15 protein-coding genes are annotated in these 18,385 nt (G+C 35.0%); 5 read left to right on the top strand and 10 right to left on the bottom strand.

All coding sequences use genetic code 11. The features are described from left to right. Window positions 1-46: 46 nt before the first annotated feature. The 3 genes from ACFSY7_RS07675 to ACFSY7_RS07665 form a co-directional block, all read right to left on the bottom strand. On the bottom strand, window positions 47-5,083 hold the full coding sequence (locus ACFSY7_RS07675) for an AAA family ATPase (RefSeq protein WP_380147435.1): 5,037 nt from the start codon (window positions 5,081-5,083) through the stop codon (window positions 47-49). A gap of 32 nt (window positions 5,084-5,115) precedes the next feature. Beyond that, complete coding sequence (locus tag ACFSY7_RS07670) at window positions 5,116-5,793, bottom strand: response regulator transcription factor (protein ID WP_380147434.1); 678 nt, start codon at window positions 5,791-5,793, stop codon at window positions 5,116-5,118. Between the two features lie 145 nt (window positions 5,794-5,938). After that, on the bottom strand, window positions 5,939-6,673 hold the full coding sequence (locus tag ACFSY7_RS07665) for a glucose 1-dehydrogenase (protein ID WP_126991527.1): 735 nt from the start codon (window positions 6,671-6,673) through the stop codon (window positions 5,939-5,941). Between the two features lie 351 nt (window positions 6,674-7,024). Between ACFSY7_RS07665 and ACFSY7_RS07660 the strand changes: the two genes are divergently transcribed. Beyond that, window positions 7,025-7,489 (top strand): hypothetical protein, encoded by a 465-nt coding sequence (locus tag ACFSY7_RS07660; protein WP_380147433.1) that lies wholly within the window; start codon window positions 7,025-7,027, stop codon window positions 7,487-7,489. A 260-nt stretch (window positions 7,490-7,749) separates the two neighbouring features. Here the strand turns inward: ACFSY7_RS07660 and ACFSY7_RS07655 are convergent, their stop codons facing one another. After that, window positions 7,750-8,652, bottom strand: coding sequence for a LysR family transcriptional regulator (locus tag ACFSY7_RS07655; protein WP_380147432.1), 903 nt, complete (start codon window positions 8,650-8,652; stop codon window positions 7,750-7,752). A 117-nt stretch (window positions 8,653-8,769) separates the two neighbouring features. On the opposite strand from ACFSY7_RS07655, the gene ACFSY7_RS07650 reads away from it, so the two are divergent. Beyond that, window positions 8,770-9,441: a YczE/YyaS/YitT family protein gene (locus ACFSY7_RS07650; protein WP_380147431.1), complete on the top strand. Its 672-nt coding sequence runs from the start codon at window positions 8,770-8,772 to the stop codon at window positions 9,439-9,441. Window positions 9,442-9,743: 302 nt separating this feature from the next. Here ACFSY7_RS07650 and phaZ read toward each other — a convergent pair whose 3' ends face one another. The 3 genes from phaZ to ACFSY7_RS07635 form a co-directional block, all read right to left on the bottom strand. Next, complete coding sequence (gene phaZ / locus ACFSY7_RS07645) at window positions 9,744-10,586, bottom strand: intracellular short-chain-length polyhydroxyalkanoate depolymerase (protein ID WP_126991531.1); 843 nt, start codon at window positions 10,584-10,586, stop codon at window positions 9,744-9,746. Window positions 10,587-10,707: 121 nt separating this feature from the next. Continuing rightward, entirely contained in the window at window positions 10,708-10,968 is a 261-nt protein-coding gene (locus ACFSY7_RS07640; protein WP_126991666.1) for a metal-sensitive transcriptional regulator, read from the bottom strand. Window positions 10,969-11,135: 167 nt separating this feature from the next. Beyond that, window positions 11,136-13,175: a bifunctional metallophosphatase/5'-nucleotidase gene (locus ACFSY7_RS07635; protein WP_380147430.1), complete on the bottom strand. Its 2,040-nt coding sequence runs from the start codon at window positions 13,173-13,175 to the stop codon at window positions 11,136-11,138. A 158-nt stretch (window positions 13,176-13,333) separates the two neighbouring features. On the opposite strand from ACFSY7_RS07635, the gene ACFSY7_RS07630 reads away from it, so the two are divergent. After that, window positions 13,334-13,702, top strand: a complete 369-nt coding sequence (locus tag ACFSY7_RS07630) for a VOC family protein (protein ID WP_380147429.1) — start codon at window positions 13,334-13,336, stop codon at window positions 13,700-13,702. 154 nt (window positions 13,703-13,856) lie between these two features. After that, complete coding sequence (locus ACFSY7_RS07625; RefSeq protein WP_126991533.1) at window positions 13,857-14,102, top strand: hypothetical protein; 246 nt, start codon at window positions 13,857-13,859, stop codon at window positions 14,100-14,102. Window positions 14,103-14,224: 122 nt separating this feature from the next. On the opposite strand, the gene ACFSY7_RS07620 is transcribed toward ACFSY7_RS07625, so the two are convergent. The 3 genes from ACFSY7_RS07620 to fabG form a co-directional block, all read right to left on the bottom strand. Further along, entirely contained in the window at window positions 14,225-14,413 is a 189-nt protein-coding gene (locus tag ACFSY7_RS07620; RefSeq protein WP_126991534.1) for a hypothetical protein, read from the bottom strand. Between the two features lie 60 nt (window positions 14,414-14,473). Beyond that, window positions 14,474-14,725, bottom strand: a complete 252-nt coding sequence (locus tag ACFSY7_RS07615) for a hypothetical protein (RefSeq protein WP_380147428.1) — start codon at window positions 14,723-14,725, stop codon at window positions 14,474-14,476. Window positions 14,726-14,913: 188 nt separating this feature from the next. Next, the gene (gene fabG, locus ACFSY7_RS07610; RefSeq protein ID WP_126991535.1) at window positions 14,914-15,642 is read right to left on the bottom strand and encodes a 3-oxoacyl-ACP reductase FabG; all 729 of its coding nucleotides are present in this window, start codon (window positions 15,640-15,642) and stop codon (window positions 14,914-14,916) included. A 417-nt stretch (window positions 15,643-16,059) separates the two neighbouring features. On the opposite strand from fabG, the gene ACFSY7_RS07605 reads away from it, so the two are divergent. Then, a complete protein-coding gene (locus ACFSY7_RS07605; protein ID WP_380147427.1) occupies window positions 16,060-18,324 on the top strand; it encodes a right-handed parallel beta-helix repeat-containing protein in 2,265 nt (754 codons plus the stop codon). The last annotated feature ends 61 nt before the right edge of the window (window positions 18,325-18,385 follow it).

Below are 18,385 nucleotides of genomic sequence, written 5' to 3'. Positions count from 1 at the left end.
TTCTTCAAAGGTTAAAACAACGTTAAACAGCACATCTTTTACTTAATTATTTATAGTCTAAAGACTCATTATCGGTCGGTAACTTAAATCGAATACATGTACCCTCTGATTCTTCACTTTTTGCTTCGATCATTCCTTTATGTTCTTCTACAATTTTCTTACAAATAGCTAATCCAATACCATGTGAATCACGATGCTTACTATTGCTCGCACGATAATTACTTTGGAAAATATAAGGCAGATCCTTCGCTGGAATGCCGATGCCGCTATCTTTAATTTCAAATATGACATACTCATCTTCAACATACATACTAAATGAAATATATCCTTTATCTGTATATTTCAGCGCATTTGTCATTAAATTAACAAAAACTTGCTCGATTCGTTTTACATCTACTACAACCAAAATCTCTGCAGAAACAGTGCTTGTTGTATCATATATCAACCCAGCCCTTGCAACATCCTCTGCATAGCTATAGCATAAAGATTCATACAATTGTTGTGCCGGTAACTGTGTATAATGGAAATCTAAACGCCCTGCTTCTAATTTTGCTAAATCAAATAAATCACGAATCAACTCATTCAAATTTAATAACCGCATTTTACTGCGTTCTAAATATTTCATTTGCTGTTGTTCATCTGTTACAACACCATCCAAAATTGCTTCAATATAGCCAAGTGTAGAAGTAATTGGTGATCGTAGCTCATGGGAGACACTTTGTAGTAGTTGTTTACGCTCCTGTTCACTCATTTCAAGACGCCCCATCGCTATTTGTAAATCCATATTTCTCTCTTCTAACTCATTTGTACGCAATGTCACTCGATTTTCTAAATCTGCATATACTTCCGCATTTTCAACTGCAATTAATAACTGCAAGGCAATCTGACGTAAAATATCCATATCAACAACTTGGAAAACATGTTCAACATACTGATTTTCTAAATATAAAAAAGCCCTCGTTTCTCCTTTATATTGAATTGCCATACAAATTAATGTTTTTGCTGTATTATCATATAAACGAATTTCCTCATCCGTACTTTCACGCAATATAAGTGGCTGTGTTCGCTGCTGCACTTCATGAATCATCACAAGCTGCGCTGCCGTTAATGGCTTTGTAATCATATTTAATTGTATTGGTCCTTGCTCTCTTAAAAGAGAGGCTGTGACACACCATTCATCTTCTTGCTTTTTAATAAAATGGACTGCCGTCGCATTAGCCTGGCGCATTAATAATTTAAGTAGGCGCTCATAAACCTCTTCAATCGTCGTTTCACGTGCTAATGATTCTGTTGCTTCAAATATAGCCAATCTATCAACCGGCACATTCGATGTTGTTGTTCCTTCTGGTAAAATATAATGCGTATATAGTTCTACGAGGCGCTCTGCAATAACTGATGCCCCCCATAAACGTACCTTTTGAATACTTTGAGCTACATAGCGCTGCGTTTTCTTTTCATCATGTTGATTATGGTAAAAACGTGCTGCACGCTCATAAAAAATCGCTTCATGGTGAACATAGTGATAAATTTTTGATAATTGAATCGCACGATCATATCGTAATGCTGCTTCCTCATACATTTGTTTACGGTACTCATTTTCAGCCACCAATAGCATGTATAAATGCTCATATTGATGCGGTGCTTTGGTACTCCAAGTTTTAAATTTATATAAGCTTTCCTTAATTTCACGTACAGCCTTCAACAACGCCTTACGCGGTAAAATATCCTCTCGCAGTCGATTAAATTGATGTAATGCTCTAAAGAAATAGTAATATGGTGCAATTGGTAGTGAGATAATTTCATGCTTTTGTTTTTCTAACTCCATGAGCAATTCCTCTTGTGCTATACGATCATTAAAGAAATAGGCCATTTGAATACGCAAGATATAATGCATAGCTTTCACCATCGCCTCATCTTCAAGCGTAATCGGCATATGATATTCAGGTACAATCTCACCGTTTCGTAACGCTTCAATCCAATACTGCAATTCTGCTAAAAAGTCCTCTGCTAAAGGATTCGGGTGCTGACCATAACGGTCCTGTTGAGTCACGATTTCCTGTTGCACATCTGCTAGTGAATCACCTGATAAAAACCGTGTATTACAAACAAAACAAGAATGCGATGTCGTAATATAGTTCATCCCTAATTCATTTGTACATAACTGGCTTTGGCGCATTAATTCAATAGCTGATGGTAAATCATGCTGCCAATGATGTAGGAAAATACTATAAATAAAATATACGCGCGCCTTAATATAAATATCCTCCGAAGCATCCGCTAACTCTTTTGCTAGACTTCCAAAACGTAGCGCACCTTCAATATCATCAAACCCTGAAATGAGTATTAATGCATAATTACAATAAACGATAGGCGCCTGTGTAGAAGCACCATATTTCAACTGTAAACGAAGTAAACGTAAAAATAGCATCGCTGAAATATTCGGATGTGAAGATAGCCGACTAAATGCAATCATTATTTGTATAAGAATATCAATCTCTTCATTATCAATGGCGGGCAAATTTAATAAATCCTCATTTGTTTTATGACGTAATGCCCACTTTACCTTTACAAACTCTTTAACAATATCTAATTTTTTAACTGATCTTGTAATATTCATATTGCCAAGTTCTAATGCACGAAACCCAATATCAATTAACTTATCTGAAGAATCATGTTCTTGATGCATACGTGTCATCAAATAATATACGCGTAATTTTTCGAGCTTTGTTTCCGCATGAGTCAACGCCTCATTCATATAGTCATTCGATTCGTCTATATGCATTAATACACCTTCACACTCTGCAAGATCCATATAAATTTGCAAAGTTTCCACTCGTAACCGTTCCCAGCAGTCTGTAGGGAGTAATGTTTTACTTTCTAAAAAATAATAACGTGCATTTTGTACAAGCCCAGCCGACTTTGCTAGAACACCTAATTGATGATTCCATAATGCCAGCTGCTCATGCTCAATCGTACTTAAACGACTCTTACAGTAATTCAGTTGTCGCACAATTTCTTCTAATAATTCCACACCATTATTTTCTTTTTGCAATAGTTTTCCAATCGAAAAATGTATCGACATCCTCTCTGTTTCAGGGATAGAATTATAAACGGCCTGTTGAACACCATCATGAACAAACTGGAATAGTTGTTTTTCATTTGGTAGCGTACGTTGGTATACACTGCGCATTCGTATAAACCCACGCTCCATTAATATATGTAAATCACTTAGTAAATTATAATACGGAACATCTAACAACTTCAGTAATAATTGAAATTCAAATGTTTGCCCAAAACAAGCAGCTGTTTGCAAAATATATTTTAAATGCGGCTCCAATAAATCAACTCGTCGGGTAATAAATTCTGATAAACCGTCACTCGTCACAATACCATTTAATTTTTGGGCATCATAATGCCAGCTTGCAGTCGCTGCCTCATAAAAAAGAATCTTTGTTTTTAATAGCATTCGAAAAGCCTCAGCAATAAAATATGGATTGCCCTGTGTTAAACGCGCTAAATATTTAGCGATTTCATATGCAGTCGGACCTTCGCCTAATACTGCTTTCACCCATTCTTCAATAGCTGAAAGCTCCAGTAATCCTAATTGAATAGTGCTATAACTTTCTAATTCTTGTTGCCACTCCATAAGACGATTTTTTGTAGATGCCTCATCACGCATAGCTACAATAAATAATAAATAGCCACTATCATGATATGCACAAATTTTCTTAAACAAATCGACAACAACATCATCCGCCCATTGTAAGTCATCAACAAAAAATACGAGCGGGCGCTTCTTCGTTGCAAAAACAGTAAGTAATTTTTGCAATGAAGAAAAAATATACGCATAAATTTGTTGTGTTGCTTGTTCGCGGTCATCAATAATTTTCGTTGTTTTTGATATGAACCAGGATAATTCTGGAATGAGTTGAAGCAAACTATCCATAACGATTAAATCCACTTGCTTGATACCTTGTTTAAAACGTGAAATTTCGGCATCACCTGCTAAATACACTTGTTTTAATAAATCGCGAAAAGGGGCCACAACTGGATCGAACGTATGCTGTTTTTTTAACTGATCAAATTTCCCTTCAACAAAATATCCTTTTGTATAAAAAGTTTGTTCCATAATCGATTTTGCAAGCGAAGATTTTCCAGTCCCTGATGCACCCACCAAAAAGACAACTTGACCATCCCCTTTGACAACACGTTGAAATGCGCGTTCAAGCATTTGCTTCTCTGTTGTACGTCCATATAATTTTGAATCAACCATCATATCCGAGTGTTGTTCCATTTCAGCAAGCTGAAAATCTATATTCATTTTCCCTTGTGCAAGCGCTTCGAAAACACGAATTAAGTCATACTTTAAACTACTTGCTGTTTGGTAGCGCTCACCCGAACTCTTTGCAATTAATTTTTGGACGATATTTCCTAAAATCGGCATACGACTTTTTTGTACAATCACCGTGTGATCAACTTGTTTTGTCAAAATATCAAATACATATTCTTGCTCTGTATCCGCTTCAAAAAGGGGCTTATCGGCAATCATTTCATAAAGTAATGCCCCAATTGCATATAAATCCACACGTTCATCACTTTTTTGATCGATGCGCCCTGTTTGTTCTGGTGCCAAATAAGCCCAGTCTACCTCTGTTGTCGCTTGTACTAATGTTTCAGGCGCCAATAATTTCACTTCAAGGGTTTGTGGATTCACAAAAATATGGGATGGATTAATCAACTGATATATCGTATTTTGCTGATGCAAATTTTCAGTTGCAGCAATGATAGCGATTACAATTTGCAATACTTGATTTAATGACAGTTTTGACAACAACAGTTGACGAAGGGATTGGCCCGTAAAATCTTCATATAAAAATAAAAATTGTCCATTAAATTCAAGCACGTTGAGTGGTTGAAACAAAAATGGATACTGCTCCGTATTCTTTTTTACATATTGTAATTTTTCTTGTGCCTGCTGTAAGGTTGTAACATCCGGAATCACTTGTAACACCATCATTGATTCATAGATTTCTATATATTTACGATGCAATAGCTGCGGCATATATTCCGTTTTCTTAACCATCAATAGCACTCCTATTCGCAAAAAATTCAAACTTATTCATTAAATTTATAGCCAAAACCTCGGATAGTTTGAATCCATCTTGGTTTCGTTGATGAATCACCAATTTTCCTGCGCAATGTACTAATGTGTACAGACAATGTTTTCGGATCAACAATTCCATCATAGCCCCAAATTGTATTAAGCAACTGCTCTGAACTTACGACACGCGTACGATTTTCGACTAAATAAAACAGTAATTGCTTCTCTTTCGTAAATAAATTGATTCGTTCTCCTGCACGGTACACTTCTTTTTCATCTAATTGAATCGTTAAATCATCAAATGTTAACGCATTCGCATCTTGATTGGAAGTACGACGTTTTAAATGCGCTTGAATTCTTGCGACAAGTTCTTTCGGAATAAACGGCTTTGTCATATAATCATCTGCACCTACTTCAAATCCCATTAACTTATAATCAATCATTTCATTTACCGTTAAAAAAATTAACACCGCGTTCGTCTTACTGCGGATTTTTTTAGCTAATTCAAAACCTGTACCATCAGGTAAATTCACATCTAATACGATGACGTCCGGCTTACTCTCCAAAATAATACGTTCTCCATCTGCTACTGTTGATGCTTTGAATAATTGAAAGCCAGCATTTTCAATATAGATTGATAAAACCTCTAAAATATCTATGTCATCTTCTACAACAACAATTCGTTCCTTCATATTAGTCTCATCCTCTCATAAGCCTTCTAATCCTTTTATTTTACCATATTTTTTAATATTTCTTATAATTTAACACAACAAATGAACTATTTTCACATAAAAAAAGAGACTGGCATTAGGGCCAGTCTCTTTTCTCTATATTAGATTATTGAGCAGTTAAACCGCCATCAATAACAAATTCTGAACCAGTTGAGTAGCTAGATTCATCAGAAGCTAAGTATAATACTAAGTTTGAAACTTCTGAAGGCTCTGCTACACGGCCAATTGGAATATGTTTAGAAAATTCTTCTACGGCTGCTTTTGTATCTTCTTGAACAACCATTGGTGTTGCAATAACACCTGGGTGTACAGAATTTACACGGATACCTTTACGAGATAATTCAAGAGCTGCTGCTTTTGTAATACCACGTACAGCGAATTTTGTATCTGTATAACCGACAGCGCCACCTACTAAGCCGTTCATAGATGAAATATTAACGATAGAGCCTTTGCCACCCTCGATCATAGCTGGTGCTACTGCTTTAATACCTAAGAATACAGATACTTGGTTGATTTCAACAATTTTACGGTAATCTGAAAGTGTCATATCTAAAATTGATTTTGCCATTGTGATACCGGCATTATTTACTAAAACATCTACTTTACCGAATGCTTCTACTGCTTTATCTACAACTGATTTCCAGTCTTCTTCGCTTGTAACATTTTGTTTCACGAAAATTGCATTGTCGCCAAGTTCAGCGGCAGTTTGTTGACCTTTTTCTTCGTTCAAGTCTGTTAAAACTACTTTTGCGCCTTCTTCAATGAATAATTTTGCGTGAGCCGCACCCATACCTTGTGCTGCGCCTGTAATAATTGCTACTTTACCTTCTAAACGTGCCATGTTAAATAGCCTCCTTATATATGTGTAGATATTGCCTACGCCTGTAAGTTACCATCTTTTATAATCCCATGTCAACGAAAATCACTTATTTATTTTAACACTAAAGAATACTTGTATTAATTAGGAATGTTTAACAGTAAAGAAAATTTACACTTATCTAAAAGCACATTATAAGTCAAGTGATTAGCTTCTATTAAAAGGACCATTTAACTCATTAATCAGTAATTTTCTACTCCCTTCTAATCACCCTTTAAACAGTAAAGAAAGAACATATTGGCATCGTTTCGTGCCATGTTATAACGGTAATGGTTAATCATATATTCCTTTAAAAAGAAGGTGGGTAGATATGTGATGAGTCAAACACTCGAAAATACATTACTACTGGGTGCTATATTTATTGTCGTCACAATTTTCGGCGTTCGTTACGTACAAAAACAACAAAAGCGAAAATTAATAACCGGTTTTATAGTAGGATTACTAATTTCTTTATTAGGTGTCGCGTTTATACAAGGGGCCAAGCTATCTGTTGAGCTCCAACAATGCTCTACTACACCATTGTCACAAACATTAACTGATGAACAATTTTTAGCAAAACTCACATATGCTGAGCGTTTCGGTGATTCACTTACTGTGCAAATTGATGATTTACAACAACTCGCAAAAGCAAAAGACTTTCATTCACTACAAATCGCCACAAATGAATTATCTACGCTATTAAAGGAACGTATTCACTCGATTAATTCATTAATCGAAAATGAAAATTTATCCTCACAGCAAACAAATTATTTACTACTTTATAAAAAAGGCCTCAGATAATATATTGATGCTACTACTCAGTTTGAAACCATTACCGAAACAAAAACAATTCATGCGCTACCTAACGCCTTTAAAAGATTTTCTCAGGGTCTAGCAACAATTGAAAAGGCACAGGTTATTATTAATTCAATGACCTAGAAAATGCTGAGGCAAAACACGTCATATTCCTTTTTTAGTCTTCACAACGAAAAACCGGAACCGCGCCACAGCGCGATTCCGGTTTTTCTTATGCTCATGGGAGCAGTTATTTTACATGTATGTCAAAGCCTCTTTTTTATTGTTCCCCCTTCTACTAAATCCTCTAATAAAATCGTTAAAAAGTGCTGTGCTTTTGGTGATAATTCTCTTTCTTTACGGTGGAGTACAACCGGTTCAAAAATAAGATGTAGGTCATCAATTGGTACAATTTGAATTCCTGGCGTTTGCTGCACCCCCATCAGTGGCACAACACCAATCCCCATTTCTTTTTTCACAAGAGATTGTACAAGACCGATATCATGACATTCAATTTCAATATTTGGTTTTAAGCCTTTTTCATAAAAAGCATTTAAAACATTTTCATACATCGAATAACCTTCCATACGCCCTAAAACAATCAATGGCATCGTATGTAACTCAGCTAAGCTCACATGATTTTCTAAGAGCGACCAATTTTCTGGGAATAACGCCACAAAAATCTCTCGCGACAAAGTGCGCATTTCATAATCATGATCATACAAGGGCTTTAACATCATCGCGCACTCAATATCATTTTCACGAAGTTTTTCTTCCATTTGATGTGAGCTACCCTGTTGAATATTTAAAAATACATTTGGATATTGCTGTTTGAATTTTTTTAATGAACCTACACAAAGCTGCGCACATGCAGTCGAAAGTCCGATTGATAATGTACCCGCTTCGCCCAATTCAATCTCCTTTACTGTTCGACGCATAATTCCCATACGTGATTTTAATGCCTCTGCCTGTTCAAATACATACTGCCCTGTTTCTGTTATGGACCATTTTGTACGGTAACGCTCAATTAATGTCGTTTCAAGTTCTAGCTCTAATTTCTTTAATGCCTGACTTAGGGGTGGCTGTGCCATATGCAAGGCCTCTGCTGCTTTCGAAATATTTCCATGCTTCACAATTTCCGTGAAATAATGCAACTGTTTTAAATCCATTTTTCTCACCTCATTATATATTTTTTATATGTTTTATGACTAAATTATATATTTTTCATATTAATATTTACAGTTTATACTAACTATGAGTGACAGTTTAAAACAGGAGGCTTTTTTTTGAAACATTATGATCGAACAATTAAACAGGTAACCGTTTATTTAAGCGGGCTGTTTATTTTAACACTTGGCATCAGCCTTTCTATTTATGCAGGCCTTGGTGTCTCGCCTGTATCCTCACTTGCTTATGCCTTTACATTAGCAACAGGAATTTCTGTTGGGCTAACTACTATTATCGCCAACGTCTTATTTATTATTATTCAAATTATCATTACACGTGAATGGAAGTTTCGTTCTTATTTAGCACAATTTATTATTACATTATTTTTCGGCTCCTTTGCTGATTTTACTCTTTGGCTCGTTCAAGCCTTTTTGCCAATGCCTGAAACAATGCTACTGCGCGTCGTTTATTTAATGGCTAGTTTATTTGTCGTATCATTTGGCTTACTTGGATACTTATCTGCTCGCTTACCAATGATGCCTTACGATGCTTTAACCTATGCCATCAGCGACCATTTCAATATGACATTTAGTAAAGCTAAAGTAACAAGTGACCTTTTAAATGTTATTATCGCAGGAATCGTCTGCCTACTAACTGTTCATCAACTAGGTTCTATCGGTATCGGTACAATTATTGCGGCATTATTTATAGGGAAAATTTTAGGTGTTTTTATTCGCTCTTGGCAACAACCACTTGTTAAATGGATGATGCATTCAAAGTATAAACCGTAAAAAAATAAACACATTTACATGTAAACAAAAAGTAAATCGTGCTTATTATCTGAATATTTACGTTTCAAATTATGTAGTGTGGGAATATAATGATTAGTAAGAATATAAACTTCTTACCCATGTTATATTCTCCCTAAATAAAGAAAAAGCCCGTCACTCCCCAGGTGGCGGGCTTTTTCTTTATATTTTTATGTATTAAAAAACTTCTCTCATTGGGTGAGAGAAGCGTAAGCGATTTATACAGAATCTGTACCTTAATACCATACCATACATCTATTACAGTTTCCTAATAAATTTCGTATTTAATTTATAAATTTTTGAATTGCTGTTGTTAAAATGTTTAATTGGTCAACCATCGGCGAATGACCACAATCTTTAATTTTTAAAACTTTTGCTTTACCTCCAAAATCTGTAATAATCTCCTGGGTCATTTTTTCTGATACAACATAATCTCTATCCCCATAAATTATTAACATAGGCACTTGAATTTCATCGATTTCATCTGTGATATCAAATGTGTGTAGTGCATAATATACATCACCTAAATTTTGCTGTGTACAAATATCGCGTAAATACTTTCCGTAGTGATCGTGATCTGGTTTATAATGCGTATAAATTAATTGCTCCCATACTGCTTGGATACCTGCATAGTTTTTCATACGTTGCATGGTCTCAACAGGCACTGTCACAAATGGATCATGAATAATTTCTTCTTTAGTTTCTGCTATACGCTGCTGCGCCTGTAAGAAAAATGGATACCCTCTCGTTGATGCTGATGCCACAAGAATGCATTTTTCGATACGATGCTCTGTATCATCTATGCACATATCCATCGCTACTGCACCACCTGTTGACCAGCCGACCAATGTTACATTACGTAAATCTAACTTAGCCATCCATTCTTCCACATCATGACTAAAATCCTCAATGCGCTCAATCTCTCTACTATAAGAGGATTCCCCAAAACCTCTTAAATCTACAGCGTAAATCGTATACTTTTCATCTAGCGCTTCCATTACCGTATCCCAATGAAGTGACGATGTCATATTACCATGAATCAGTACAATTGTTTTGTCCCCTGTTCCTGGGCGATGACGATATGCAATTATTTCCCCATTCTCTAATGCTACTGTTGGCAGCCCCATTATAAACCCTCCTAAAATTGTATTTTTTACCAATTAAACTATACCCTTTTATTATTTATTAAGACAAATTTCCCCACAAAAAAAAGCATTTCCAAAGAAAACTCTTCGAAAACGCTTTTCTTTATCGACTTTTTACGACAAGCGTAATTGCTTCTTGCACGACCTCATTCATTTTATCATCATCGCCTTCGTTCTCACGAATACATTCTAATAAATTATCTGTTACAATAACGCCAATTGTACGATCAACACCTGAACGAATTGCACTCAGTTGTGTAATGACTTCCTTACAATCTTTGCCTTCTTCCATCATTCGAAGAACACCACGCAATTGACCTTCGATACGTTTTAAACGATTCATAGCTTTTGCATCGTATTGCATCGAACCACCACCTTGTTCATTAATGCCCTTATCATAATACCCCCATCCGTATAAGTCAACTATTATTGCTCTACTATTCATATATAGCTTAGTAAAATTAATGTCCGTAGCACGGCTAATTTCCATAAAAAAATGCCTGATCAAATTGAACAGGCATTTTTTATTTTTTATTTTGCAACGTCAATAATACGTCCTTCTGTTTTATTATTCACAGTTTTTAATGATTTTAATTGTTCCTCAAAGTTCTCCCAATCAGATAAACCTAGATCTTGTACTCGACCATCGGCATACGCTTTTTCAAATGTTGCAAAGCCATCTCCACCTTTAGCAGTAAAGGCGTTTGTTGCAATTGTATAGGTTTGATCATCCTTGACATCTACATAATCATCCCCCTGTTTAATTTGGAATGATACGATACGTGAGCCAGCTGGTTTAGATGAATCAAATGTGTATTTACCACCTGCAATGTGTAAGAATCCACCACTTTCTTTTGGCGAATCTTTTACACCATGCTCTAACGCTGCACGTAAATCTGCTCCTGAAATATCAACCGTCGCTAGCGTATTACCAAATGGTAGTACAGCAATCACTTCACCGACTGTAATCGGACCTGCGTTAATCGACGAACGAATTCCCCCACCATTTTGAAGTGCTAATACGACTTTATTGTTTAATGTTTTTGCCTTTGCTAGCATGCCATCTGTAATGTAATCGCCAAGTGCCGTTTCATTTGCGCGAACACTTTCTGTAGATGTAGCGGATGCACGTGGATTCGTTAATTCTTCTTCTGCCACTACGCCCGTTTCTTCATTACTAATTTCAGCAATACGATCCTTATACTGTTTTAATTTTTCCGCAGCGGCTGGATTTTCTGCTTTTTCTGCAACATTTACTAAATGCTGTTCAGAAGCAGTAACTTCACCTTTTTTATCAAATGTCACACTTAAATTCCCTAAATTTTCACCATATTGACCTGTTTGAACAATAACAGTTGGCGCTTTTTCATTATTATCATTATCTGTATCAACGGTAACAACCTGATCTAATTTCGTATGGGTATGACCACCTACAATGACATCAATTCCTTTAACTGTTTTCGCTAAAATTTGGTCATTGTCATATACCGGGCTATCATCGTAACCAATATGTGTTAAGGCAATAATTTTATCGACATTTTGTCCTTTAAATGCTTTTACCGCTTTTTGCGCTTCTGCAATATAATTGTTAAATTCTATTGAACCAGGGCTTGAAATATCTTTTGTTTCCGCTGTTGTCAGGCCAAAGATCCCCACTTTTTGCCCGTCAACTTCTTTAATAATACCTGTATAAATTTGACCTTTTTCTGGATTCGAACTTACCAAGTCAGAGAATAGGCCTTTGAATTTATCATCTTTTGAAAAATCGACATTTGCACTAACAAACGGGAAGTTGGCGTCTTTGATAAAGTCTACTAATGCTTGGTGTCCTTCAGCAGATGACCCTAAATCAAATTCATGATTTCCAAAAGTCGCTGCATCGTAGCCCATCATATTCATAAATTCTAAGTCCGCTTGTCCTTTGAATTCATTGAAGTATAGCGTTCCACTAAATACATCACCTGCATCTAATAACACATTGCTTGGATTATCTTTACGAATTTCATTAATTGCTGTTACACGTTTTGCCACACTATCTAAGTGCGCATGCGTATCATTTGTATGCATAATCGTTAATGAAAAATCCTGTTTAACGCCATCTTTGAATTTATAGGTTTTACCATTAATCGTGACATTTCCATTTGCTAAATGCCCCTTTAAATAATACTTGCTATCTTTCCACCCATTAAATCGCTTGCCATCTTCAAAAAGAATTTTATTGTATTCCCCTGTTAATGGTAGACCGTCTTTAAAGCGTAATTTTTGCTGCCCTGAGTATCCCGTATATGGCTTTCCTTGATGGTAATACACATCGTTATACCAATACGAAGCTTTCTTTCCTTTATTATAATAAGTATTTTTGTAAATTCCTTTAAATAACTTGCCGTCTTTATATAACTTACCGTTGTACGTTTTATACCCTTTAACTACTTTTTTCGTTTTAACATCTACTAATTTTCCATTAACAATTTTGTATGTTGTTTTCGCATTTGTAACTCCTGGCGCCATCGCAATCGCTGACGTGAACATCGCCGTGCTCAGTGCAATTGCCGTCAATTGTTTCTTTTTCATCAAAACCCTCCTAAAATTGTCAAAATAGTCTTACTTGTTTATAGTATATAATAGAAGATAGTCTAAAATATAGTTATTTTAAGTTTATTAATATGAAATTTATTTAAATTTAATGTCATATGAACCAAATAATTAACCATTTTGAAGGGGGTATACGTATGCAACTTGCACAACTTATGCTATATGTAGAAAATCAAAAAGAAATTCGTGATTTTTGGGTAAAGCATTTTGATTTTGTTGTTAAAAATGAAGTAATGAATGGTGATATGTATATGATTGAACTTTCACCACATGCAAATGCGGAAACAACCATCATTTTACATAATCGCGAACAAATAATGAAAATGTCTCCAGAACTCGATATGGCAACACCTTCATTATTATTTGCAACATCCGATTTAGAGAAGCTCCATGCCCGATTAGTAGCAGCAAATGTTACAGTAGGTGAAATTGTGGATATGCCTGGACAACGTGTGTTTAATTTTTCTGATCCAGAAAATAATTACTTTGCTATTAAACAAGCATAACGTTGACCTTTTGTATATTTGTAAACATTTTTACTTTCATACAAAAAGAAACTTCGTACAATTCATGATACTTTACCAACTTGTAAGAAATTAAAGTACATTACTAAAAACCATTTTTTTATAACCGATGATATACGTATGGAGGTGTGCGGCCATGTATCTTTTAGGTATTATCGCATTTATTACCGCATTTTTAATGATAGCTTTATTCTCCTATCTCTTTAACGAAAAATCTGAAGTCATCGTTGATGGATTAACAGAAGAGGAAGAAAATGCTTTATTAGAAGCGCATGAACAACAACAACGATTATTATGGCGTACAAGCTATATATTATTAACAGCTTTTGTCATCGCGATTGCACTTATTTTTGCACAGTCTTTATTAAATTATTATCGTTAAAAAGGAATCCACTCTTTGTTTGTTACAAAGAATGGATTTTTTGTTTATTTGTAAAAAAAATTACTTGTAAACATATTAACCGTAAAAAAGGAACCGTAACAAGTGCACGATTCCTTTGGGCTTTATGACGAAATAGAGTGTTCATTCTCTTCAAAGTCATCATGGCTCGCTTCAATATGTCCACAATGTGGGCATGTGTAAACATAAGTTGGGTGATGTAGCGCTGTAAACGTACCATGATCTATTTCAATACGATCTTGTAAACTCAAAATTCGATTACATTTTGAACACGTCATCGCTTGGCTATTCATACTCACCGCCTCTTTCATTTATATTGAGACATTTGTAGCTCTCGCCTTATGCGCCTTATCTTACTGATAAACATCTGGTAATTTTGAAGAATTAGAGATTACTTTATTTAGCATTATGTCTGCATCTGGATTATCAGAGATCATAAGTAATTCTCGTTGCTTGTCAGAATGTACAGGTTCAATATAGAAACCTTCATTCATTATGACATGTACATACTGTGTCATGTCTCTATCCATTATTAATTTATATTCTTGTCCGTCCATTTCTAACACAATAGCATCTCGTTCGATTCTTTTCATGACTGCCTTCATATATTTTCCCGCCTTTCATTAAGTCAACAATTTGAAATGATAAGCGCATCCAACGTCATCTAGCTATATATGTCTTTTGGTAGACTATACCCATTCTCTTCTTTTTTAATCTAAAATACCTGTATATATGACGCATTTTCAGAATAAAAAAAGAGTAACGAATTACCGTTACTCTCAACTTATATAGCTTACATCATTATCGCGCCATCTACATGTAAGACATGCCCTGTAATATATTTTGCTTCATCAGAAGCTAAAAAAGCATACGCATTAGCAATATCTTCTGGTTCACCAAGCTTTTGTAATGGGATAGTCGCTTCCATTTTTTCAATTACTTTTTCAGGCATTGCAGCAACCATTGCTGTTTTAATAAAACCTGGTGCTACGGCATTTGCTGTTACACCATTACGGCCAAATTCTTTTGCCCAAGACTTCGTCATTCCAACAATTGCCGCTTTTGAAGCCGCATAGTTTGTTTGACCAATGTTACCATAAATACCACTTACTGAAGATGTCGAAATGATTCGACCATATTGCTTCTCTTTTAAAATTGGATATACAGCTTGTGTACAATTAAATGCACCCTTAACATTCACATTCATTACTTGATCAAATTGTTCATCTGTCATTTTGTGTAACATTGCATCACGTGTAATGCCGGCATTATTTACAAGAATATCAACTGTCCCGAATTGATCTACTGCAAATTGCACCATTTCTGCTACGCTCTTTTTATCTGTCACATTTAGTTTGAAAAAGCGAGCTGAATCCCCAAGATTTTTCGCCACTTCTTCGCCATGATCAGCAAAATCCGCCACTACGACTTTTGCTCCTTCAGCCACAAATTTTTTCGCTGCTGCTTCCCCAATACCATTTGCAGCACCCGTAATAATGGCTACTTTGTTTTCTAAACGCATATAAAACCCTCCTCATATAAATTCGCTCAGCAAAATCCGTCACACCCCTGTGACATTGCTGGCTTTTTCTAATCTTAAAATTCAAATTGTCCCAGATTAGAAAAGTAATTTAGGAAAAATAGTAAATAATTAGTCTGCTATTTTTACTAAATCATATGTCAATTATAGCAAATTTTTGAAATTTAATATGTTTTCTTTTCAAATTATTGAATTTTTTTGAAAAAATTAAAAAATACTAGCTTAAATCGGGAAGTTACTATAGAGGCAGCCGATTATTATAGACATGTATAAAAAATAAACCAATCTACATACGGTATATCTTTTCTATGTAGTTTGTTATATGTATATAATGATTATAAGAATTGCATTATCACTTCATGTAAATATTTTGTATAATAAACAAAAGGAGGAGTTTCGATGGCAACATTATACGTTTCACGTTATAAAGAAGGGGCTTATCAGTCTTTATTAGAGGCTTTGGAACATGCAGAAGATAACGATTGTTTAGAAGTTTCTGCAGGCATCTATGATGAAGTGCTAGTCCTACGTAAACCTGTAACCATTCATGGACATGGTGCTGTATGTATTATAGGTGATCTTGTTGTAGCACCTAATGTAGAGGCAACAGTCCAAAATTTACATTTCGAAAATGTTTTAGAAATGAAGGAAGCCACTGTACATTTTGAAAATTGTTGTTTTGCAGGCAACTATACGGAGCATACAATTTTAGCTCAAAACTCAACAATTAATTTGACAGATTGTTATTTTGAAAGCTCAGCTAAGGAAGCGAACAAAGCTTTCTTAGCAGTGGCTCAATCAACAATCAATTTATCAAAATGTCAATTTAACGGTAAATATTACGCAATATTTGCGAAAGAATGCCAATTAACAATTGATCACACACTCTTTAAAAATCAATTAAAAACACATCTTTATATGGAAGAAAGTCAATTAACAAGTACTCATAGTCGCTTTCAACAAGCTGTGCAAGCAATTGTTGCAACGAAAAAAACAACACTCAATATTTCTACAAGCTACTTCTCTGAACATACAATGGGGACGCAAATTGAACTTGCTCAATCATCAATGATTTTAACGAATAGTCAGTTTCAAAAAGCGAAACAGCATCTTATATTAATCGATAGTCAAGCATCTGTTTCTGCAACACTTTTTACAGAAACAACAGATACACAAATCACTGCATCACAAAATTCTACATTCCGCGCAAAACATATGGAATTAACATATGGTGAACATCATGCCATCTTAGGTCAAAATAGCGCGATTTATTTAACTGAGTGTAAAATTATGGAGCATAAAGGAAAGGAAAAAGCTCAAATTCAATTAAATCATTGCCAGTTACATATCGATAATACAGCTATTTATCGTGGTAGCCACCGTGCCATTTTTGCTACACAATCTGAGCTTTCTATTAGCACTACACATTTTATGACACACCGGGGCGTTCAACTAGAAGCTGTTGGTGGAAATTGCAAACTAACAGCATGTGAATTTCAATCTGAGCTAGCTAGTGCCATTTTATTAGCTGAGCAAGTTACTGGTACAATTAACGATTGTGCCTTTATCATTGCGGCTAAAAATCATATTACATTGGCAGCTAAGTGTGATATTGACATTACACATTGTCGTTTCGATCGTTGTGGAGGAAATGCAATCAATGTAAATAATAGTGCAATACGATTACAAAATATTATCGTGATGGGGCATCCATCTGACTTTCCAGCTATCTTCTTAGCACAAACTCAATTTAAAATTGATATACTTCAAATCTCAAATTCAAATGCAATTGCATTGCAGATTAACGACCGCAGTAGTGGAACGGCTGAAAATCTAACATTCCATAATAATATGGATATTAATATCGATCTACTTAATAGTGAAGCTATTTTCAAAAATCTTACATTATATGATGGTACTTATGGAATTTATGCAAATAATAGCAAACTAACTATTAATAATATCGAATGTGAAAACCAAAAATTAGATGGTATTCGTTGTCTTGAAAACGGTCATTTATTATTGACTCAAGGAAAATTTAGTGGCGCTAATCAATATGGTTTAGCTAGTGAATATTGCACACTCTCACTAGAGCATGTAAATTTCATCAATAATGGTAGTGGAATTTATACAAAGGGTGCTACAGTAACATTAAATGATAGTCAAATATCCAAAAATAAACAACATGGTATTTGTGCAATAAGTAGCTCATTTAATTTATTAGATGTCTTATTCTCGCAAAACCTTGCAATACAATTTGATGCAACTCGTTCTACTTTACAATTACAACAAATTCATTTTAATAATGGTGGAACCGCTTTAGCATTAACAAATAAAGTGAACGCTACCTTTAATATGGTAACTTGTACAGACCATCTCCATCCGACAATCACAATTGATCAAAGTACACTTATTGGAAAGAAATGCTTTATTGCTGGTGGAGCCGATTATGGTGTGCGTGGAAAATCTAGTCAAATTACCTTTACAGATAGCACATTCAAACAACACGAAAAAGATGAATTTTATTTAGAAGGTGATAGTGAAGCTGTATTAACAGAATGTGAGATAGCGCCAAAACGTGCAAATGAACGTGGAGCTACACTTTTTGATAACTCTACAGTTTCATTAAATGGCTATATGATGTATCGCAAACGCAGTTCGTAAATTAATAAACTTGTTTACAAATAAACAAAAACCCCGTATGCTAGCAAATAACGTTAGCATA

It is taken from the genome of Kurthia populi (assembly GCF_042686175.1).
In the GTDB taxonomy this organism is placed as follows: Bacteria; Bacillota; Bacilli; order Bacillales_A; family Planococcaceae; genus Kurthia; species Kurthia populi.
The sequence above is the reverse complement of the archived record's forward strand: the minus strand, read 5'-3'. Positions and strand labels throughout refer to the sequence as shown.